This is a genomic window from Cupriavidus sp. CER-90 (assembly GCF_057652055.1).
The window spans coordinates 1,216,880-1,237,477 of the sequence record NZ_JBYGYM010000001.1 but is presented as its reverse complement, the minus strand read 5'-3'; the positions used below and the strand labels follow the sequence as shown (position 1 = coordinate 1,237,477).

Annotated in this window: 17 protein-coding genes; 12 read left to right on the top strand and 5 right to left on the bottom strand. The window is 66.7% G+C overall.

What is annotated here, in order from left to right:
* Positions 1 to 67: 67 nt before the first annotated feature.
* The 10 genes from AC24R4_RS05595 (at position 68) to paoC (ending at position 13,688) form a co-directional block, all read left to right on the top strand.
* Entirely contained in the window at positions 68 to 1,264 is a 1,197-nt protein-coding gene (locus tag AC24R4_RS05595) for a hypothetical protein (RefSeq protein ID WP_487522467.1), read from the top strand.
* A 413-nt stretch (positions 1,265 to 1,677) separates the two neighbouring features.
* Positions 1,678 to 2,823 carry a flagellar biosynthesis protein FlhB gene (flhB, locus tag AC24R4_RS05590; protein WP_400395853.1) on the top strand — a complete coding sequence of 382 codons (1,146 nt, stop codon included), beginning with the start codon at positions 1,678 to 1,680 and terminating at the stop codon, positions 2,821 to 2,823.
* Entirely contained in the window at positions 2,820 to 4,907 is a 2,088-nt protein-coding gene (gene flhA / locus AC24R4_RS05585) for a flagellar biosynthesis protein FlhA (RefSeq protein ID WP_153950071.1), read from the top strand. The genes flhB and flhA overlap by 4 nt, the downstream gene beginning before the upstream one ends.
* 10 nt (positions 4,908 to 4,917) lie before the next feature.
* Positions 4,918 to 7,491, top strand: a complete 2,574-nt coding sequence (flhF, locus tag AC24R4_RS05580) for a flagellar biosynthesis GTPase FlhF (RefSeq protein WP_487522466.1) — start codon at positions 4,918 to 4,920, stop codon at positions 7,489 to 7,491.
* Positions 7,492 to 7,503: 12 nt separating this feature from the next.
* A complete protein-coding gene (locus AC24R4_RS05575; protein WP_400394027.1) occupies positions 7,504 to 8,313 on the top strand; it encodes a MinD/ParA family ATP-binding protein in 810 nt (269 codons plus the stop codon).
* Positions 8,314 to 8,423: 110 nt separating this feature from the next.
* Complete coding sequence (locus AC24R4_RS05570) at positions 8,424 to 9,140, top strand: RNA polymerase sigma factor FliA (RefSeq protein WP_092598868.1); 717 nt, start codon at positions 8,424 to 8,426, stop codon at positions 9,138 to 9,140.
* Positions 9,140 to 9,598 carry a flagellar protein FlhE gene (locus AC24R4_RS05565; RefSeq protein WP_400394026.1) on the top strand — a complete coding sequence of 153 codons (459 nt, stop codon included), beginning with the start codon at positions 9,140 to 9,142 and terminating at the stop codon, positions 9,596 to 9,598. Before AC24R4_RS05570 ends, AC24R4_RS05565 begins: the two co-directional genes overlap by 1 nt.
* Before the next feature lie 288 nt (positions 9,599 to 9,886).
* Positions 9,887 to 10,543, top strand: a complete 657-nt coding sequence (paoA, locus tag AC24R4_RS05560; RefSeq protein ID WP_400394024.1) for an aldehyde dehydrogenase iron-sulfur subunit PaoA — start codon at positions 9,887 to 9,889, stop codon at positions 10,541 to 10,543.
* Complete coding sequence (locus tag AC24R4_RS05555; protein ID WP_400394023.1) at positions 10,540 to 11,499, top strand: FAD binding domain-containing protein; 960 nt, start codon at positions 10,540 to 10,542, stop codon at positions 11,497 to 11,499. Before paoA ends, AC24R4_RS05555 begins: the two co-directional genes overlap by 4 nt.
* Positions 11,496 to 13,688: an aldehyde oxidoreductase molybdenum-binding subunit PaoC gene (gene paoC / locus AC24R4_RS05550; RefSeq protein ID WP_487522465.1), complete on the top strand. Its 2,193-nt coding sequence runs from the start codon at positions 11,496 to 11,498 to the stop codon at positions 13,686 to 13,688. Before AC24R4_RS05555 ends, paoC begins: the two co-directional genes overlap by 4 nt.
* Before the next feature lie 13 nt (positions 13,689 to 13,701).
* Here the strand turns inward: paoC and AC24R4_RS05545 are convergent, their stop codons facing one another.
* The 5 genes from AC24R4_RS05545 to AC24R4_RS05525 all read right to left on the bottom strand — a co-directional run bounded on the left by AC24R4_RS05545 (position 13,702) and on the right by AC24R4_RS05525 (position 18,454).
* Positions 13,702 to 14,199, bottom strand: a complete 498-nt coding sequence (locus AC24R4_RS05545; protein WP_487522464.1) for a MarR family winged helix-turn-helix transcriptional regulator — start codon at positions 14,197 to 14,199, stop codon at positions 13,702 to 13,704.
* Between the two features lie 2 nt (positions 14,200 to 14,201).
* The gene (locus tag AC24R4_RS05540) at positions 14,202 to 14,696 is read right to left on the bottom strand and encodes a DUF3237 domain-containing protein (RefSeq protein WP_400396102.1); all 495 of its coding nucleotides are present in this window, start codon (positions 14,694 to 14,696) and stop codon (positions 14,202 to 14,204) included.
* Entirely contained in the window at positions 14,693 to 15,844 is a 1,152-nt protein-coding gene (locus AC24R4_RS05535) for an ABC transporter substrate-binding protein (protein ID WP_400396103.1), read from the bottom strand. The genes AC24R4_RS05540 and AC24R4_RS05535 overlap by 4 nt, the downstream gene beginning before the upstream one ends.
* Before the next feature lie 49 nt (positions 15,845 to 15,893).
* Positions 15,894 to 17,153 carry a flavin-dependent oxidoreductase gene (locus AC24R4_RS05530; RefSeq protein ID WP_487522463.1) on the bottom strand — a complete coding sequence of 420 codons (1,260 nt, stop codon included), beginning with the start codon at positions 17,151 to 17,153 and terminating at the stop codon, positions 15,894 to 15,896.
* 83 nt (positions 17,154 to 17,236) lie between these two features.
* Positions 17,237 to 18,454, bottom strand: a complete 1,218-nt coding sequence (locus tag AC24R4_RS05525) for an NAD(P)/FAD-dependent oxidoreductase (protein ID WP_487522462.1) — start codon at positions 18,452 to 18,454, stop codon at positions 17,237 to 17,239.
* Positions 18,455 to 18,804: 350 nt separating this feature from the next.
* On the opposite strand from AC24R4_RS05525, the gene AC24R4_RS05520 reads away from it, so the two are divergent.
* Together AC24R4_RS05520 and AC24R4_RS05515 are read left to right on the top strand one after the other, a co-directional pair.
* A complete protein-coding gene (locus AC24R4_RS05520) occupies positions 18,805 to 19,485 on the top strand; it encodes a hypothetical protein (protein ID WP_487522461.1) in 681 nt (226 codons plus the stop codon).
* A 73-nt stretch (positions 19,486 to 19,558) separates the two neighbouring features.
* Positions 19,559 to 20,596, top strand: coding sequence for an ABC transporter substrate-binding protein (locus tag AC24R4_RS05515; RefSeq protein ID WP_400396526.1), 1,038 nt, complete (start codon positions 19,559 to 19,561; stop codon positions 20,594 to 20,596).
* The last annotated feature ends 2 nt before the right edge of the window (positions 20,597 to 20,598 follow it).

Below are 20,598 nucleotides of genomic sequence, written 5' to 3'. Positions count from 1 at the left end.
TCCAAAGGCGCCGCCGGGGGTGATGCGGTGTTAGCCTTCTTCGCGTGTTCAAGCGAAGGAGGTCACGATGGAAATGCGGAATCTCGGTTCCACGACAGTCCGGATGCCGATCGCTGGTATCGACACTGCGCCGGCGCTGGATGAACGCATCGACCCGGCCCTGCAGCGTGTGGTCAGGTCGGCGCGGGAATCGCTGCAGGCGCGGCACCGTCGCCAGCGGGCGGAAGATGCCGGCGCACTGATCCAGCTCTGGAAGAACGAGGGCGTCTATCCATTCGAGGGCATTGCCGAGGACGCCATCGAGGTGGCGCGCCGCGAGCGGTTTGACATCTGCGCACTGGGCATCCACGAGCATCTGGAAGTCTTTCGCTCGGGCAGTCAGCAAGACCGGCGCTTTACCCTGGGCATGCTCAAGGCCACGCTCGAAGACAGCCCGTCGACCCTGCGGTATCTGCTGACGGAAGTCCTGAGGCTGCCGGCGGACAAGGCGGAGGAACTGCAGGGGCTGCTTGAGCTGACGTCGCTATCTTCGGTGATCGAGTGCAGCACGATGGTGACGGAGCGCCTTCGCTTTCTCACAGGGCTGGAGGAACTGTTATTCGATATTGGGAGCAAACGCGGCTTCAAGGAGCGCGGCGAGCTTCATCGCATGTTGGCCAATGAAACCTGGGTGTTCGGGGAAGAGTTCCGGCTCACGAGTGACGGCGAGAGCCTGAGCACGGTACTGCGCAAGCATGTCAAGAAGCTGGACATGGGCAAGGGCTGGTATCAGCAGACCGTGGTCCGGGACGATGGACGGAAGGGCTTCATCGATTTCGTGCTCGGCCGAGAAATACCCTCGTACGCAAGCGCGAGCCGGGAGTTCCTCGTTGTCGAGCTCAAGCGTCCGATGAAGAAGTTAGATCTTGCGGCAAAAGCGCAGATCGAAAGCTACGCCATGGCCGTGGCATCCGACGAGCGGTTCGACACCCGGCATACCCACTGGACTTTCCTGGCAGTGTCAAATGAACTGACTCCCGCCGCCGCGCGGACCTTGCGACATCCGACGGGCGCGTTCGGCTGCTTTCACGAAGATCCAACCTTGCGAATCGGGCTGGCTACCTGGGCGGGCATTCTGAACGCCTCTCGGGTTCGGCTTGAGGCTTTTCGCGCCAAACTGAACCATACGGTCACGCGCGACGAGGGATTGGCCTGGCTGCGACACCGCTATGCCGAGTATTTGCCCGCGACCTTCTGGGCTGCCTTGAACACTCCAAATAATTAGCCACTATATGTGGCTGTTAGAGCACTTAACATCCTCAATGTTTGGGAATGACGGCCTGCCTACCCCCGGCAACAAGGTCCGCTAAGCAATTGCCGGCCGGCTGGGCGAGCGGGGTCGGAAGGTGAGAGCTGTATGTATACAGGCACAGCGCCGTCGGCGCCGCCGCCAGGCATGGGTGACACGCGCGATCTGTGACATCATCGGGGCCGATCCCGTCCGAACCGGGCGAGATCGGCACAATTTGGCGTTCCGGCCCTAAAGATCGCCATCGCCCGGGCCGTTATTTCCGCTGCCCCCCTCATTCCTGAAACAGGCACCTGTTTCCCCGCCTTTTCCCCCCAATGCCTTGCCCCTCGGGATTTGATAATCCTCGGTGACGAAGTGCCGCCCGCGCGCTTTGCACTGGAGCATTCATGTCCGAGGAAAGCGATCTCGAGAAAACCGAACCCGCCTCACCCCGGCGCCTTGAAAAGGCGCGCGAGGAGGGGCAGGTGGTGCGTTCGCGCGAGCTCGGCACGTTCGTGATGCTGATGACGGGCGTGCTGGGCCTGTACGTCATGGGCGGCACGCTGGGCCGCAAGCTCAATTCGGTCATGCAGGCCACGCTGGCCTTCGAGCCGGCCACGGCCTTCGACACCAATCGCATGCTGTCGCAGTTCGGCATGGCGATCTGGGACAGCCTGCTGGCGTTTTTTCCGCTGCTGCTGATGTTTGGCGTGGCGGCCCTGATCGCTCCGCTGGCGCTGGGGGGATGGAGCTTTTCGACCAAGTCGTTCTCGCCCGATTTTTCGCGCCTGTCGCCGTTGCAGGGCCTGGGCCGCATGTTCTCGTCGCACACGCTCGTGGAACTGATCAAGGCCATCGCCAAGTCGCTGCTGGTGGGCTGCGTGGGCGCATGGATGGTCTGGCACATGCTGCCCGAAGCCATCGCGCTGATGAATGCGCCGGTCCACGAGGCGCTCCTGCACATGATGGAGATGGTGCTGTACGTGTGCGGCATGGTGGCCGGGTCGCTGCTGCTGGTGGCGGCACTCGACACGCCGTGGCAACTCTGGACGTTTTACAAGAAGCTCCGCATGACCAAGGAAGAGGTCAAGCAGGAGATGAAGGAAACCGATGGCGATCCGCACATCAAGGCCCGCATCCGCCAGCAGCAGCGGGCCATTGCGCGGCGCCGGATGATGTCCGAGGTGCCCAAGGCCGACGTGGTGGTGACCAACCCCACTCACTTCGCCGTGGCACTGAAATACGACGAAGGCGCGCGCTGGAACGCGCCGCGCGTCGTGGCAAAGGGCGCCGACGAAGTGGCTGCTCGCATTCGCGAGCTGGCCAACGAGCATCGCGTGCCGGTACTGTCCGCCCCGCCGCTGGCGCGGGCGCTGCACCGTCACGTGGAACTGGGCCACGAAATCCCTGCGGGCCTGTATACCGCCGTGGCCGAGGTCCTGGCCTGGGTTTATCAATTGAAGAACTGGCACTACAGCTACGGTCCGCAGCCCGATTCGCCGACCGAACTGCTCGTGCCGGATGAACTTGCCGTACCGGAAAGCCGCGCATGAACGCACTGACCAACCTTTTCAACATGCCCGCACTGCGGGGTGGCGCCCAGATGAAGGCGCTGGCTGGCCCGCTGCTGATCGTCATGATCCTCGGCATGATGATCCTGCCGCTGCCGGCGTTTATCCTGGACCTGCTGTTCACCTTCAACATCGCGCTGTCGATCATGGTGCTGCTGGTGGGCATGTACACCCAGCGCCCGCTGGACTTTGCCGCCTTCCCGGCCGTGCTGCTGTTTTCCACGCTGCTGCGCCTGTCGCTGAACGTGGCGTCCACCCGCGTGGTGCTGCTCGAAGGCCATACCGGCCCCGATGCCGCCGGCAAGGTGATCGAGGCCTTCGGCCACTTCCTGGTGGGGGGCAACTTCGCGGTCGGTATCGTGGTGTTCGCGATCCTGGTCGTGATCAACTTCATGGTGATTACCAAGGGTGCGGGCCGTATCGCCGAAGTTGGCGCGCGCTTCATGCTCGATGCCATGCCCGGCAAGCAGATGGCCATCGACGCCGACCTGAACGCCGGCCTGATCAACGAGGAAGGCGCCCGCAAGCGCCGCGCCGAAGTGGCCCAGGAATCGGACTTCTACGGTGCCATGGACGGTGCGTCGAAGTTCGTGCGTGGCGATGCCATCGCCGGCCTGCTGATCATGTTCATCAACGTGGCGGCCGGCATGGTCGTGGGCATGGTGCAGCACGACCTGGACTTCGGCACCGCGGTTCACAACTACACGCTGCTGACGATCGGTGACGGCCTGGTGGCGCAGATCCCGGCGCTGGTCATCTCCACGGCCGCCGGTGTGATCGTGTCGCGCGTGTCGAACGAGCAGGACGTCGGCCAGCAGCTGACCGGCCAGCTGTTCTCGAACCCGCGCGTGATGTTCATCACCGCCGCCATCATCGGCACGATGGGCCTGATCCCGGGCATGCCGCACTTTGCCTTCCTGCTGCTCGCCGGCGGCCTGATCTGGTTCGGCCGTTATCAGATGCGCCGCGCGGTCAAGGCCACCGAGACCAAGGCCCAGGAAGAGCGCAGCCCGGCCGTGCAGGCCGAAGTGGCCGAAGCCACGTGGGAAGACGTGACGATGGTCGATCCGCTGGGCATGGAAGTGGGCTACCGCCTGATCACGCTGGTGGATCGCGCGCAGAACGGCGAACTGCTGGGCCGCATCAAGAGCATCCGCAAGAAGATGGCGCAGGACATCGGCTTCCTGGTGCCGGTGGTGCATATCCGCGACAACCTCGAACTGAAACCGAACGCCTACCGCATCACGCTCAAGGGCGTGGAGATCGGCAGTGGCGAGGCCAATCCGGGTCAGTGGATGGCCATCAACCCGGGCCAGGTCAGCGGCACGCTGCCGGGCGCCGCCACGCGCGACCCCGCCTTCGGCCTGCCGGCCGTGTGGATCGATGCCGCGCTCAAGGAACAGGCGCAGGCCTACGGCTACACGGTGGTGGATGCCAGCACCGTGGTGGCCACGCACCTGAACCACCTGATCCAGATGCATGCATCGGAACTGCTGGGACGCCAGGAAGTGCAGGCGCTGCTGGACCGCATCACCAAGGAAGCCCCGAAGCTGACCGAGGACCTGGTGCCGAAGACCATCTCGCTGACCGGCCTGCAGAAGGTGCTGCAGAACCTGCTGGACGAAGGTGTGGCCATCCGCGACATGCGCACCATCCTGGATGTGGTGGCCGACAACGCCCCGAAGATCAACGATCCGGCCGAGCTGACCACGCTGGTGCGCGTGTCGCTGGGCCGCGCGATCACGCAGCAGCTGTTCCCCAACAACGCCGACATGCAGGTGATTGGCCTGGACGCCGGCCTCGAGCGTGTGCTGACGCAGGCGCTGGCCAATGGCGGCGGCATCGAGCCGGGCCTGGCCGATGCGCTGCTGCAGCAGGCACAGGGCGCCGTGGTACGCCAGGAACAGCTGGGTCTGGATCCGGTGCTGCTGGTGCCGCCCCCGATGCGGCCGCTGATGGCGCGCTTCCTGCGCCGCACGCTGCCGCAGCTGAAGGTGCTGTCGCACGCCGAAGTACCGGACAACCGCAACATTCGCATCACCGCCATGATCGGCGGCGCAGCGTGAGGACTGAACAATGAGCGTGGCAAAGTTTGTGGCGGCCAACGGCCGCGAAGCGATGCGAAAGGTGCGCGAGGCCATGGGGCCCGACGCCGTGGTGCTCTCCAACCGCTCCATCGAGGGCGGCGTCGAAATCGTGGCGATGCGCGACGCGGACCTGGGCGCCGTGAGTGCTGGCGCGCAGATGTACCAGCCCTCCGCGCCGGCGCTGCCGCCTTCGCTGTCGTCGCCGTCCGAGCTGCCGATGCTCCAGTCGCTGCATGACCTGCATCCGGCCAGCCCCGAGCCGTTCCTGTCGCTGGGCGCGATCCCCGCACCGTCCGCGCCATCGGCCTTGCCCGCCGGCATCGGCCAGGAACAGGCGATGCTGGGCGACCTGCGCGGTGAGCTGGCGTCGATGCGGTCGATGCTGGAACGCCAGTTCGCTGGACTGTCGCAGGGTACGAACGGCGTGGCAGCCGGCGACCCGCTGCGTGAATCGCTGTTCGAGTGGATGGTCAATGCTGGCTTTTCGGGCCAGCTGTCGCGCACGTTGCTGTCGCGCCTGCCAGTCGGCACCGATCGCCCGGCGGCCATGGCCTGGATCCGCCAGGAGCTGGCCAGCAAGGTGCCGGTGCTGACCGACGAGGATTCGCTGTTCGCCCAGGGCGGCGTGCTGGCGCTGATCGGCCCGACCGGTGTGGGCAAGACCACCACCACCGCCAAGCTGGCCGCGCGCTTTGTGCTGCGCCACGGCCCGCAAAGCCTGGCGCTGCTGACGACGGACCGTTTCCGGATCGGCGCCCATGAGCAGTTGCGGATCTACGGCGACATCCTTGGCGTGCCCGTGCACGCGGTAAAGGACGCCGCCGATCTGCGCTTTGCGCTGTCGGCCATGAAGGACAAGCATCTGGTCATCATCGACACCGTCGGCATGAGCCAGCGCGACCGGAGCCTGTCGGACCAGATCGGCATGCTGGCTGGCGTGCAGGCGCCGATGCAGCGCGTGCTGCTGCTCAACGGCGCGGCCCACGGCGACACGCTCAACGAGGTGGTACACGCCTATCGCAACGACGCCGCGGGCGCCGCCGGCGGCATCGACGGCTGCATCATCAGCAAGCTCGACGAAGCCACGCACCTGGGATCGGTGCTGGACGTGGTGATCCGCCATCGCCTGCCCGTGTTCTATGCGTCCACCGGCCAGCGCGTGCCGGAACACCTGGAACTGGCACAGGCCGGCGCGCTGGTCGAGCGCGCGTTCCTGACGCCGCGCCGTGGCTCGCTGTTCAATGACGCGGACGTGGCGCGCCGCCAGGCGGGCAGCGCCGAAGCCGCCGCGCCGGTCAAGGCCGAACGTAGTGGCGCGGACGACATGCTGCGCTCGCTGACCGACAGCGCCAACGCGGTGGGGGTGTGCGTCGACGAACTTAACGCGGCCCAGTACGGCTTCGACGTGGCCCGCCAGCTCTGGCAGCATCGCTCGGCCGGTGTGTCGGCGCTGCGCCCGATGGTGCAGCAAGTGCGCCTGGCCATGTGCCGCGACGCCAGCCGTGCGTGCGATCGCTATGTGCTGGCCGTCACGCAGAGCGTGGCGCAGACCGTGCAGGGCCGCCGCGCGCCGCAGATGATGCAGCACACGCTGTGGCTGGCCGACCGTGACGGCATGCCGCTGGCCAGCACCGTAGTGCCGGCGGGCCGCGCCCGTCAGTCGCTGGCCGAAGCCGAGGCCGATGCCGAAGCTGCCACCGTGCGGGCCACGCTGGCCGCCGCCCGGACCGTGGTCAACCTGAATACGTCACTGCCGAGCCCGGCCACGCTGGCCCGCTGGCAGCAGCTGGGCGAACGCTGGATCGCCGGCACGCGCAAGACCACGCGGGTGATCGCAGAGGGCCTGGCCAACAAGCTCGACACCGTTGCCGACACGCTGACGTTCCATGCCGTGGGCGATGTGACCTGCCGCGACCGCGCCGCCGCGCACTGGCTGGCGCACTGCCCGGTCCGCATTCCCGAAGGCCAGGTGCGCACCGCCGCGCGTGGCCGTGGCAACGCCGCCGAGGCCGGCATCGAGGCCTGCCTGGTGGTGTCGCGCATGATCGACCACGAAACCGGCGACACACTGGCCGTCGAATATGTGCTGTGCGATCCCGCGCTGGCCGGCGATGCCGCGCAAGTCGCACGCTGGTCGCACTGGACGGTTGCCGCCGAAGAACAGTTCCGCACGCTGCGCCACGCCATCGAGCACTTCGCGCAGGAAGGCGATGCCGACGCGTCGCTGTGCGCCGGCATGGTGGCGGTGCAGCTGGGCCTGACCGCGCTGCGCCTGCAACACACGCCCACGGCGACGGCACCGGCATTTCTGTCCCGCCTGGCCGGCCGGGCTTCGGCACGCGTCAATGCGCCGGTGCCGGGTGCCGTGCTCAACGAAGGCATGGGCCGCTTGCTGGCACTGCTCGACGTGCTTGAAAACTATCCGGGTCGCGGCATGGCGGCGCCTGTACCGCCGATGGCCGACGCGCCGGAGCCGGCCGCGTCGGCCATGCACGCCATGGCAGCCATGGACGCGCTGGATCCCATCGACGCCACGCCGCAGCTTGCGGCCGCCGGGGAGTAAGCATTGAACACGATGGCCACCGATCAGGCCGAAAGCCTGCGCCGCCTGCTGGCACCGCGCGTGACGCGGCGAATCGCCGTGGTAGGGGCGGAACAGGGCGTCGGCACCACCACGGTGGCGCTGGGCCTGGCCAATGCGCTGTCGATGCAGGGCGAGCGCGTGCTGCTGGCGGACGAAGACATGTACGGCGCCCGGGCGATGCGGCTTGCCGGCGCCGCGCCGGCGGCCACGCTGGCCGATGTGCTCGAGGGCCGGGCGCCGCTGGCCGCCGCGGCCGGCACGCGCGGGGCCAGCGGCATTGCCGTGCTGCAGGCGGGCGCGATGACCGTTCGTCCCGACGAGCGCGGGCTGGCGGCGCGACTGACTGACGTGCGCTCGATGCTGATCGACACGCGCCGCGACATCACCGGCGCACTGTCGCCACTGGCGGGCATGGCCCACAACTTCGTGATCGTCATGCGCCCCGAGGCCACGTCGATCACTGCCGCCTATGCCTGCATCAAGCGGCTGCATCACGAATACGCATGCCGTCAATTCCAGCTGGTCGTCAATCTGGCGGCCGCCGAGGGGACGGTCACGGCGCTCGCGCGCAACCTGGCCCGCACGGCGAGCCAGTACCTGGGCGTGGAGGCCAGCCTGGCAGGGTACCTGCCGATGGACCCGCTGGTGGCGCGTGCGCTCCAGCTTGGGCGGTGCGTGGTGGAGGCGTATCCCGCCGCTGCGGCCACCGGTGCATTGCGGCACATCGCCAGCGGTATCGGCGCATGGCCGTTGCGCCACGAAGCATCGCCGCTGGGAATGGCCTCGGCCGTTGCCGCATGAACGCGAAGAACAAGAAGTCTCGACAAGACCGGAAACTCAGCCTGCCAGCCGCCGATTTTCAGCCTCTCCGGCGCTGGCACAAACAGTAAGCATTTAACGAGAGTTCCACCATGTATACGATTCAGGGAAAGCTCGAGCAGGCCGACGTGGTCAAGTCACACGCGCCACTGGTGCGGCGCATCGCGCTGCAGCTGGCGGCCAAGCTGCCCGCCAGCGTACAGATCGACGACCTGATACAGGCCGGCATGATCGGCCTTCTCGACGCCGCCAAACGGTATGAAGACAACCATGGCGCCCGGTTCGAGACCTACGCAAGCCAGCGCATTCGCGGCGCCATGCTCGACGAGGTGCGTGCCAACGACTGGCAATCGCGCAGCCTGCGTCAGTTCACGCGCAAGATCGAGCGCACGCAGCGCCAGCTGGAACAGAAGCTTGGCCGCACGCCGATCGATTCCGAGGTGGCCAAGGAACTGGAGATGCCGCTCGAGGAATACCAGGAGCTGCTGAACGAGGTCTATGGCTGCCAGCTGCTGCACTATGAAGACTTCGAACGCTCGGGCGAGGAGGACTTCCTCGATCGCCACCTGGGCGTCACCGACGACGGCAATCCGCTGACCGTGCTGATGGAATCGGGCATGCGCGAGGCGCTGATCCGCGCCATCGACAAACTGCCCGAGCGCGAAAAGCTGGTGCTGTCGCTGTGCTACGACCAGGAACTGAACCTGCGCGAAATCGGCGCGGTGCTGGAAGTGACCGAATCGCGCGTGTGCCAGATCCGCAGCCAGGCCATCGGACGCCTGCGCACCCAGTTGCGCGGGATGCTGTGATGCGGCGCGCCCTGGTCCTGGCGGTGGTGTGCGCGATGGGCCCGGCGGCGGCCCACGCGCAGACCTATGCGCCGGTCTTTACGAAGGCCACCTATGAACTGACCGGCTCGCGCTTTGCGTGGACGGCATCGTCAGTGGGGCCGCAGATCACGAACAAGGGCCAGCGTGCGCTGTCTTCGCCCGTGGTGCCGTTGGCCACGATGCCGCAGGCCATGGGCCGCATTACTTCGGTGCGCTGGCGCTACAGCTTCACGCGCACCCCGCCCGTCGACCTGCAGGCATACCTGTGCAATGCCGACCGTTGCGTGCTGCTGGCGGGCGCCGAGGGCAAGACCGACGCCTTCGTCGGCGACGATGCCACCAAGGGCTTTGTCTTTGCCTATCGCGTACCGGGCCAGGGCGGACTCACGCCAATGCTCCAGGGCCGCAGCAACGAGGTGACCGTCAGCTACCGCTGAGCGCCACGGCCTGTCCCGGGCCCGCAGATCCACGCCGATACTTCCGGCGAATCCCCTGCAATCTCCCCTCGCCGCTGTCCCCGCGCGGCCGGTGGCACGCTTCCTGCGCCTTTCCGCCCAAGCAACGTGCGGCAAGCGCTACATTCGTCCCCTGCGCGGTATTCCCGTGCATATCCCTGGCGGCATTGTGTCTGCCATGCCCGCTGGCGCCATGTAATTCCTACGTGCAAGTCTCGCCACGTTGCCGTCCTCTGTCCGTCATCTGTCAGCCAGAAAGGATCCAACGACATGGAAGATTTCAGCGACATCAAGCTTTCGCGGCGGGAATTCGTGATGGCAGGCGCGGCGTCGGTGAGCGCCGCCGCCTTGCCTGCCGGTGCCGCCACCGCCACCGCGCCGCCATCGCGGGTCAGCCCCGGCGCCCTCAAGCCGGTGGCTTCGAACGTATCATTTGTCGTCAACGGGCAACCGCGCTCGCTGACGCTGGACACGCGCACCACGCTGCTCGACGCGCTGCGCGAGCATCTGCGCCTGTCCGGCACCAAGAAGGGCTGCGACCACGGCCAGTGCGGCGCCTGCACCGTGATCGTCGACGGCCGGCGCCTCAATTCCTGCCTGACCCTCGCCGTCATGCACGAGGGTGCCAGAATCACCACCGTGGAAGGACTCGGCACGCCGAACAACATGCATCCGATGCAGGTGGCCTTCGTCAAGCATGACGGCTACCAGTGCGGCTATTGCACGCCGGGCCAGATCTGTTCGGCCGTTGCCGTGCTCGACGAGGTGCGCGCCGGCATCCCGAGCCACGTCACGCCCGACCTGAACACGCGGCCGCAACTGTCGCCCGGCGAGATCCGTGAGCGGATGAGCGGCAATATCTGCCGCTGCGGCGCGTACTCGAATATCCTCGACGCCATCACCGAGGTCGCGGGGAGCCAGACATGAACCCGTTCACCTACGAGCGCGCGGCCACGCCCGCGGACGCGGCGGCGGCTGCCATGAAGACACCCGGTGCCCGCTTTATCGCCGGTGGCACCAACCTGCTCGACCTGATGAAGCTTGGCATCGAATCGCCAACCCATCTGATCGACGTGAACGGCCTTGCGCTGGACAAGATAGAGCCATCGCAGCAAGGCGGCCTGCGTATCGGCGCGCTGGTGCGCAATACCGACCTGGCCGCCGATCCGCGCGTGCGGCGCAATTACGGCGTCCTGTCGCGCGCGCTGCTGGCGGGCGCGTCGGGCCAGTTGCGCAATCGCGCCACCACGGCGGGCAACCTGCTGCAGCGCACGCGCTGTCCCTATTTCTACGACACGGCCCAGCCGTGCAACAAGCGCCAGCCGGGCAGCGGCTGCGCGGCGATTGGCGGATTCAGCCGTCAGCTGGCCGTGATCGGCGGTAGCAACGCGTGCATCGCCACGCATCCCAGCGATATGGCAGTGGCCATGCGCGTGCTCGATGCCAGCGTGGAGACGGTACGCCCCGGCGGGCAGCAGCGCGTGATCCCGATCGCCGATTTCCATCGTCTGCCGGGCAATACGCCGCACATCGAAACGGCGCTGGAACCGGGCGAACTGATTACCGCGGTGACACTGCCGCCGCCGGTGGGCGGCGCGCAGTTGTATCGCAAGGTGCGCGACCGGGCCTCGTACGCGTTCGCGCTGGTCTCGGTGGCCGCCATCCTGCAGCCGGACGGCACCGGGCGCGTGGCGCTCGGCGGCGTGGCCCACAAGCCGTGGCGCACGGATGCCGCCGATGCGGAATTGCCGCACGGGCCCACGGCCGTGACGCAGCGGCTGCTGGACGGTGCGTCGCCGCAGCCCGACAACGCGTTCAAGGTGCAACTGGTGCGGCGCACGCTGGCCGCCGTGATCACGCAGGCAAACGGGGCCAAGCCATGAAATTCGACACACCCGCCACTACCAATCCCATCGACACGGGCCGCGTGGTCGGCCAGGCGGTGGACCGTATCGACGGCGCGCGCAAGACCACCGGCACAGCCACCTATGCCTACGAATGGCATGACGTGGCGCCGAACCCTGCCTATGGCTACGTCGTGAGCGCCGGCATCGGCAAGGGCCGCATCCGGGCCATGCATCTGGACGACGCGCGCCGCGCGCCGGGCGTGCTGGGCATCGTTACCGCGCAGAACGCCGGCAAGCTGGGCAAGGCCAAGCGCAATACCGCCAAACTGCTGGGCGGCCCCGAGATCCAGCATTATCACCAGGCCATTGCGCTGGTGGTGGCCGACACGTTCGAGCAGGCCCGCGCCGCCGCGCAGTTGATTCGCGTGGACTACGCGCCGGAGAAAGGCCACTTCGACCTGGAGGCCGCGTGCTGCTTTGCCAGCAAGCCGAAGAAGGACGCGATTCCAGATACGTCCGTGGGCGATTTCGCTGGCGCCTTTGCCGCGGCCCCCGTGCAGCTGGATGCCCGCTACACCACGCCAGATCAGTCGCACTGCATGATGGAGCCGCATGCGTCGATGGCGGCCTGGTCCGGCGACGAGGTCACGGTGTGGACATCGAACCAGATGGTGGCGTGGGCCCGCGAAGATATGGCGACCACGCTGGGCATCCCGAAGGAAAAGGTGCGCATTGTCTCGCCGTTCATCGGCGGCGGCTTCGGCGGCAAGCTGTTCCTGCGCGCCGAATCGCTGCTGGCTGTGCTGGGTGCGCGCGCCGTACACCGGCCGGTCAAGGTGGCGCTGACGCGGCCGCAGATACCGAACAACACCACGCACCGGCCCGCGACGATCCAGCGCATCCGCATCGGTGCGAACCGCGACGGCAGGATCACGGCCATTGGCCACGAGAGCTGGTCTGGCGATCTCGAAGGCGGCCAGCCCGAGACCGCCGTGATGCAGACGCGCCTGCTTTATGCCGGCGCCAACCGCATGACATCGATGCAGCTGGCAACGCTGGACCTGCCCGAAGGCAATGCCATGCGCGCGCCTGGCGAGGCACCGGGCCTGATGGCGCTGGAAATCGCCATCGACGAGATGGCGGTGAAGCTGGGCATGGACCCGGTGCAGTTCCGCATCCTCAACGACACACAGGTGGACCCGGAAAAGCCCGAGCGGCCGTTTTCGCAGCGCCACTTCGTGGAATGCCTGCGTCTGGGGGCGGAACGTTTTGGCTGGAGCCGTCGCAACCCGCAGCCGGGGTCGATGCGCGAAGGCCAATGGCTGATCGGCATGGGCATGGCATCCGCGTTCCGGAACAACCTGGTGACCAAGTCGGGCGCGCGGGTCGGCATCGATTCGAGCGGGATGGTCCTGGTGGAAACCGACATGACCGATATCGGCACCGGCAGCTACACGATCATCGCGCAGACCGCTGCGGAAATGATGGGCGTGCCGCTTGACCGCGTGGTGGTGCGGCTGGGCGATTCGGCCTTCCCGGTGTCGTCCGGCTCGGGCGGCCAGTGGGGCGGCAACAGTTCCACCTCCGGTGTCTATGCGGCCTGCGCGAAGTTGCGCCAGACCATTGCCGAACGCGCCGGCCTGAAGGCCGAAGACGCGGTATTCGAGGGGGCCCAGGTGCGCGCCGGGGGGCGAAGCGTGCCGCTGGCGCAGTTCGCGGGCGTGTCGGTCGAGGACTCGATCGAGTTCGGCGACCTCGGCAAGAAATACCAGCAATCCACCTTCGGCGGACACTTCGTGGAAGTGGCCGTGGACCTGGCCACGGCCGAGGTACGCGTCCAGCGGATGCTGGCCGTGTGCTCGGCTGGGCGGATCCTGAATCCGAAGTCGGCGCGCAGCCAGGTGATCGGGGCGATGACGATGGGCGTGGGCGCGGCGCTGATGGAGGCCCTGCACGTCGACAAGCGCGTGGGCTTCTTTGCCAATCACGACCTGGCTGGCTACGAGGTGCCGGTACACGCCGACATCCCGCACCAGGAAGTGATCTTCCTCGATGAAACCGATCCGGTCTCGTCGCCGATGAAGGCCAAGGGCGTGGGCGAGCTGGGCATCTGCGGCGTGGCGGCTGCGGTGCTGAATGCCGTGTATCACGCCACCGGCGTGCGCGTGCGCGACTATCCGGCAACGCTGGACAAGCTGCTGACAGGCATGCCGGTGGTGGCCTAGCCACCCCAGGCAGTTACCGTCCGAGCTTCTCCAGCAACCCCTTCAGCACGGTCCGTTCTGCATCGGACAACCCCGCCGCCATGCGCGCGTCGTGCGCGCATACGGCGGCGGTGGCCTCCTGTAGCGTGTCGCGGCCGGCCTCGGTCAGCACCAGGCCGAACGCGCGCCGGTCGGTGGGCGACGGCAACCGCTTCACCAGTTCCATCGACTCCAGCGTGTCCACCAGCAACACGGCACCGGAACGTGCAATGCCCAGGATCCGGGCCAGCTCGGTGAGCTTCAGGTCCGGATTGCGCGCGATGATCTGCAGCGCCGAAAAACGCGGTGGCGTGATGTTCCACGCGGCCAGCGATGCCACGAAGTCTTCGTACACGCGAATCTGCGCCCGACGAATCGCGTATCCGATCAGCGAGTCGAGTACGCCATAGTCGACGTTTGGCAGGTGCGGTTCGAAGTGGCTGCCGTTGGGGTCGGGCGCCAGCGTGTCGCGCGGTTTGCGGGGCGGCGCCATGCCTAGTTGACCAGGAAATAACGCAGCGCGACGCGATCCGGGTAACGCGCGCCGGCCGCTACGAACAGGTGCTGCATCAGCCAGCGATACTGCGGCGCGGCCGTTTCGAAGCGCGGCGCGGTACGGAAGTAGATCTCGGACGGGTCCACCTGCTCCCCCCGGTTGAGCCGCGCGATCACGTGGGCACTGCCGGTGCGCACGCCGGCATTGACGATGTAGATGCGTGCGCCGTCGTCGGTTTCCAGCACGTATCGCGCTTCAATATCGGCGGTGGTGACGTCGCTGCCGTCGTCATGACGGATCAGCTGGAAGTCGGCACCGCCCGGCAGGATGCGCCCGTTCAGGCGCGGCCCGCGCACCGTGCCCGACAGGATCGGGATCACGCGCCGCTGGCCCAGCGCCGTGACGCCCACCTCGGTGGGGGCCGCCACCTGCAGGCGGAAGTCGGCAATGGGTTCCAGTGTGGGCAGTGCGATGGCCGGGGAGGCGGGAATCATTTGACGAGCTTCCAGTTGCCGTTGTCGATGGTGAGCAGCACGCGGCCGCGCTGGTCGAATCCGAAATGGTCCTCGGCGGTGTAGTTCAGCACGCCGTGCGATACCACGATGTCGCGCTCGCTTTCCAGGGCGTCCTTGAGCGCCTTGCGAAATGCCGGCGTGCCGGGCTTGGCCTTCTTCAGCGCGACCGGCACGATGCGCTGCAGAACCAGGCCGGCATCGTAGGGATGCGCGCCGAACTGCGTGCGGGTGTCGGGGCCATACTGCTTTTCGTAGCGCGTCACGTAGTCCATGGCGGGCTTCTTGACAGGGCTGGACGCCGGCAACTGCTCGGCCACGATGACCGGGCCGGCCGGCAGGATCGCGCCGTTCACGGCCTTGCCGCCGATCCGGATCAGGTCGCGCGTGGCCGCACCGTGGGTCTGGTAGATCGGCCCGGTATAGCCGCGCTCGCGCAAGGTGGTGTGCGGCAGCGCGGCGCCGGTGCCGGCCCCCGCAATCAGCACGGCGTCGGCACGGGCGGCCATCAGCTTCAGCGCCTGGGCCGTGACGCTGGTATCGGAACGGGCATAGCGTTCGGTGGCGATCACGCGAATGCCGTTGGCCTGCGCGGCCGAGGTGAACTCCTTGAGCCAGGTCTCGCCGTAGGCATCGGCAAAGCCGATGAAGGCGACGGTCTTCACGCCGTTCGCCTTGGCGGCGCCAGCCACCGCATCGGCCATCAGCCGCACCGGCTGTGCCAGCCGATACGTCCATGCACCCCGGCCCGGCTTCAGTTCGATGGGCGAGAACGCCAGTTGCACGGTCTGGCTTTCATCGGCCACTTCGGAGATGGCAATCGAAGGCGCCACGGCGGACGACCCCAGAATGATGTCGACCTTGTCTTCGGTGACAAAGCGACGGGCGATCTTGGTGCCCTGTGTCGGGTCCGATCCGTCGTCCATGACGATGTAGTGGATTGTTTCGCCGGCAATCGACGTTGGCAGGAACGGCATGGTGTTCTTCTGCGGAATGCCGAGCGACGCCGACGGCCCTGTGGACGCGATGCTGACGCCAACGGTCACGTCGGCCCGCGCGGCGCCGGCGGCCAGGGCGAGGGCTAGCGCGGCCAGCGCAAGGCTGGCGCGAGGCGTACGGAACTGGGGCATGGCGAGGTCTCCTGCAGTCTTGTTCTGTTGAAGGCTGATGGCTGGCGGCTTATGGCTTTCGGGCCTGCAGCTGCTGCTGCCCGAAGCCGGCCAGCGTCTTGTAGCGTTGGGAAATGGCTTCGAGTTCGCTGCGCGGAATCACGTCGTCGATGCGGGCGAAGCCTTGCGGCGCACGGACTTCGGCCAGCTGCATGACCTGCTCGGGCCCATTCATGCGGTTGCGCAACACGATGCCGGCCGTGCGCGGCAGCCGCTCGGCCTCGTACTCGCGCAGCGCGTAGTCGAGGTCGGGCTCCGCCAGCAGGCAGTCGGTCAGGTAGCGGGCGTCCACAATGGCTTGCGCGCTGCCGTTCGAACCGATCGGATACATCGGGTGCGCCGCGTCGCCCAGCAGCGTGACGCGGCCGAACGTCCACCGCGGCAAGGGGTCCTTGTCGACCATCGGAAATTCATAGATGGCTGGAGCGGCATCGATCAGTGCGGGGATGTCGATCCAGTCCCAGCGCCAATGCTCGAACGCCGCCCGGAAGACTGACTTGTCGACCTGGCGGTTCCAGTCGCTACGCGGTGGGGTGTCCGGATAGTCGTCGGGTACGCGCAGTTCTGCAATCCAGTTGATGCGTGACCGGCCCTGGGCGCGTAGCGGCTCGGAGATCGGATAGGCCACGAACTTCTGGTCCTGATGGCCGGCCATGAACATCGAGCGGCCGTCGAGATAGGGAGCGGCGTCGGTCGTGGCACGCCACAGCAGCCGGCGCGAGAACCGGGGGGCATCGCCGGTCGGGTAGAAATGGCGGCGCACGGCGGAATGGATGCCGTCGGCGCCCACCAGCACGTCGGCGCTGGCTTCGACCAGGGCATCGTCGCTGCGGCGCCGGAGCGTAAAGCGCGCCGGCTCGCCATTGCCGCCAGTGCTGGCAATCGACTCCAGCGCGTGGCCGGTGTGGACGCGATCGGCACCAAGACGGGCCAGCGCGGTCTGGTACAGCAGCATCTGGAACTCGCCGCGATGTACCGAAAACTGCGGCCAGTCGTAGCCGGCGGCGCGCCCGCGCGGCTCATGCCAGATCGGCTGGCCGAGCTTGTTGTAGTAAGACAGTGAAGAGGTCTCGATAGCGATGCGCGCCAGATCGTCCTGCAGGCCCACGGTCGACAGCTCGCGCACCGCATGCGGCAGCAGATTGATGCCGACACCCAGCGGCCGCAGTTGTTCGCTGGCCTCCCAGACTTCGACATCGAATCCCTGCTGATGACAGAGCAGGGCAAGCGTGAGCCCGCCGATACCACCGCCGGCGATCGCGATCTTCATGTGTTTCCTCCCCGGCGCCGCCGCCGGATTGTTCTACTGTATAACTAGCTGGCGGCGGCCGAATCTAGCGATTTCCCTGAGCTTCACACGGCAAGCAATGCGTCGGCAATGCGTTCGGCCGTGGGGATGGAGTCGGTCAGCCCCAGATGGCCGTGGCCGACGGCAAGCCACAAGCCCCGGTGGCCGGCGGCCTGGCCGACCACTGGCACCGAGTCGGGCATGCAGGGGCGATGCCCCATCCAGGTGGTCACGGGGCTGTTCGCCAGGCCCTGGAAGGTCTCTCGTGCGATCCGTTCGAGGCTGGCGGCACGGCGCGGATCAGGCGGCCGCTTCAAGCCCGCGATCTCGACCGTGCCGCCGACCCGAAGCCCGTCTTCCATTGGCGTGACGAAGATCTTGTGGTCAGTCAGCACAACGGTGCGCGTTACCACGTCGCGCATGCCGGTGAACTGCACGTGGTAGCCGCGCTGACTTTCGAGTTGCAGCCGCACGCCGAGCGGATCGAGCAGGCGACGCGACCAGGCGCCGGCCGCCACCACCACGTGGTCGGCGGCATGCGTGCCGTTGGCCCCGTGCAGCGTCCAGCCATCGGCGCCCGAGGTCATCCGCTGGATATCGTCACGCACCAGCTGGCCGCCGCGCGACACGAACGCATCGGCAATCGCACGGGTATAGCGCGCGGGGTTCAGGATCGTGCCGTGATCGGCCAGGTAGATCGCCGCCTGATAGCGCGCCGCCACGCCGGGCTCCAGCGCATCGATGCCGGCGCGATCGAGCGTCTCGAAGCGGAAGCCGAACCGCTGCCGCAATTGCCACGCCGCGCCATCGGCCTGCAGCGCCGCGGCGCTGGGATACAGATGCAAGTGGCCGCGGCGCATGAACAGCTCGGGCACGCCGATGTCGCGTGCCAGCGCCTCGTGCTTGTCCACAGCCCCGGCATGCAGCGCCGCCAGCGCGGCGGCGGCGCGTTCGACCCGCTGCGGGGTGGCAGACAGTACGAAGCGCGTGAGCCATGGCATGGCGGCAGGCAGATAGCCGAGCGGCAGACGCAGCGGGCTGTCCGGATCGGCGAGCATCTTCGGCACCGACGCCAGCACGCCGGGCATGGCCAGCGGCGCAATGGAACTGACGCTGATCGCCCCCGAGTTGCCATAGCTGCAACCACTGGCCGGCCCCTCCCGGTCAATCAGCGTCACCGTGGCGCCACGCTTTCGCAGCGTCAGCGCGATGCAACTGCCGACGATGCCGGCGCCAATGACCGCGATGCGCGGGGCGGAAGGGGTGGGGGCGGAGGTAGTCATGGCGGACATGGTACGCAAAGGTTGCGGAGGGTGCCGAACCGGGGAAGCCATTGCGGAGCCGCGACCATTGCTCGAGGCGCGACGCTTCCGCGCAAATAAGTTGGCCCGCGCGAGGCGGGCCGATCGGACCTAGAGTCATCACCGGCATGTACATCCGGGAGTGGACAGATTAGGGCAGCGGGGCAATTATGCGCCGCTGTCTCATGGATTTCAATCGTTGTCGATGATTCAATGGCTTGTACTGGCTGACGACGAGGTTGACAGTGGAGTGGACTGAACTGGAGAGCATCTTTTCCGCCGCGAGGGTGGGACGGTACAAGGCAAGATGTCATGGCAACGAGAGATTCGCCATGGCCGCCTACCATCTCAATCTGTTGCTGTCTGAGGCACTGACACCATTCCTGAGCACATTCGAGATCGCGCTGCGTAACGCCGTGCACAGGCAGCTTTGCCAGCATCATCGTCGTGATGACTGGTGGGAATGCTGGCGGGATGATTTGCAGTTTCAACAGCAACTCAAGTACATATCACAGGCGCGTCGCAAATTGACCATCAGGAACGAGGTGCCGACTCCTGACAAGATTGTCGCCGAGCTGACATTCGGGTTCTGGTCGACTTTGTTCAATGCCGAATTCCATGCAAGTCTTTGGCCGCGAATTCGCAAGGCCTTTCCGCACTGTCCGAAAGCGCGACGCAAGCGCGCCACCATCTCGGGGATCGTCAACCGGATACGGCATCTGCGCAATCGCACGTTCCACCACGAACCCCTGCTGTGGATCGAGGGCAGCCCGGAGGCAATTCATCAGGACGGGATGGAGCTCCTTCAGTGGATTCATGGCGGCATTGGGTCCTGGGTGGCCATGTTCAATCGGGTTCCGCTTGTCTGGTGGCAGTGGAAGGCCTTGGAGGCGGCGCTGTGCGCCGTCCCGGCGCATGCCGGCCTTCGCATGGGCGCATCCCGGTGCAATCCGCGCGCCAAATGCGTGAATACGGATGGCACGGAACGTGCTGGACAGGACAACGGAGAGTAGAAGCGTTCAGCGGCCGCGCGCCGCCCGGAAATTGCTCGCCAATGTGCCCACACATCTGTTTCCGGAGCTCTCCATGCGCCGTCGTTCCTTCCTGCGCGCCACTGGCGCCACCGCCATTTCGTCGCTGTTCGCCGCGCCGGCCATCGTGCGCGCCACCGGGTCGCTGCAGAAGTTCAAGTTCAACCTTGGCTGGAAGGTGGAAGCCTCGGGCGCGGGCTTCCTGCTGGCGCTGCAGCGGGGCTACTACAAGGACGCCGGGCTGGATGTCGTGATCGATACCGGCAACGGATCGGCTTCGGCCATCAGCCTGGTGGCCGGCGGTGCCTACGACTGTGCATCGGCCGACCTGGCGGCGATGATCGAATTCAACGCGGCCAACCCGGCGTCTGCCCTGAAGGCGGTGGCCATCCAGTACGACCTGAACCCGAACGCCGTGATCGTGCGCAAGGGCGGCGGCATCGACAAGCCGGGCGACCTGGCCGGAAAGTCAATTCTCGGCCAACCTTTCAATGCGTCGCGCAAGCTGTTTCCGGTGTTCGCCAAGGCGCAGGGCTTCGATCCGTCGACGGTCAAGTGGGAAAGCGTCACCCCGGATATTGGCGACACGCGCTTTGTGAAGGGGGATTTCGACGCCGCGGCCTACTTCTACTTTACGGGCTTGCTCAACCTGAAGGCGCGTGGCATGGGGCCCGAGAAGCTGACGGTGTTCCGCTTTTCGGACTACGGCATGAAATCGTATGGCAACGGTCTGGTGGCCAATCGCAAGAGCATGGCCGAACAGCCCGAGGCCATGAAGGCATTCGTGAAGGCGTCGACGCGCGGCTGGATCGAAGCCATGGCGGACCCGAAGGCCGGCGCGGCGGCGGTCAAGGCCCGTGAGCCGCTGGCCGACCAGACGCTGGAGTTCGAGCGGCTGAAGCTGATCGTCGATGGTGCAATGCGTACGGCCGATACGCTGCGCGACGGATGGGGCGCGGCCACGCCGTCGCGGCTGCAGGCCACGGTGGACGAGACCGTGGGTGCGTTCGGCATCAAGCCGGGCATGACCGTCAGCGACATCTGGACCGATCAGTTCCTGCCGTCGGCGGCGGATCGCAAGCTCAAGGCCTGACG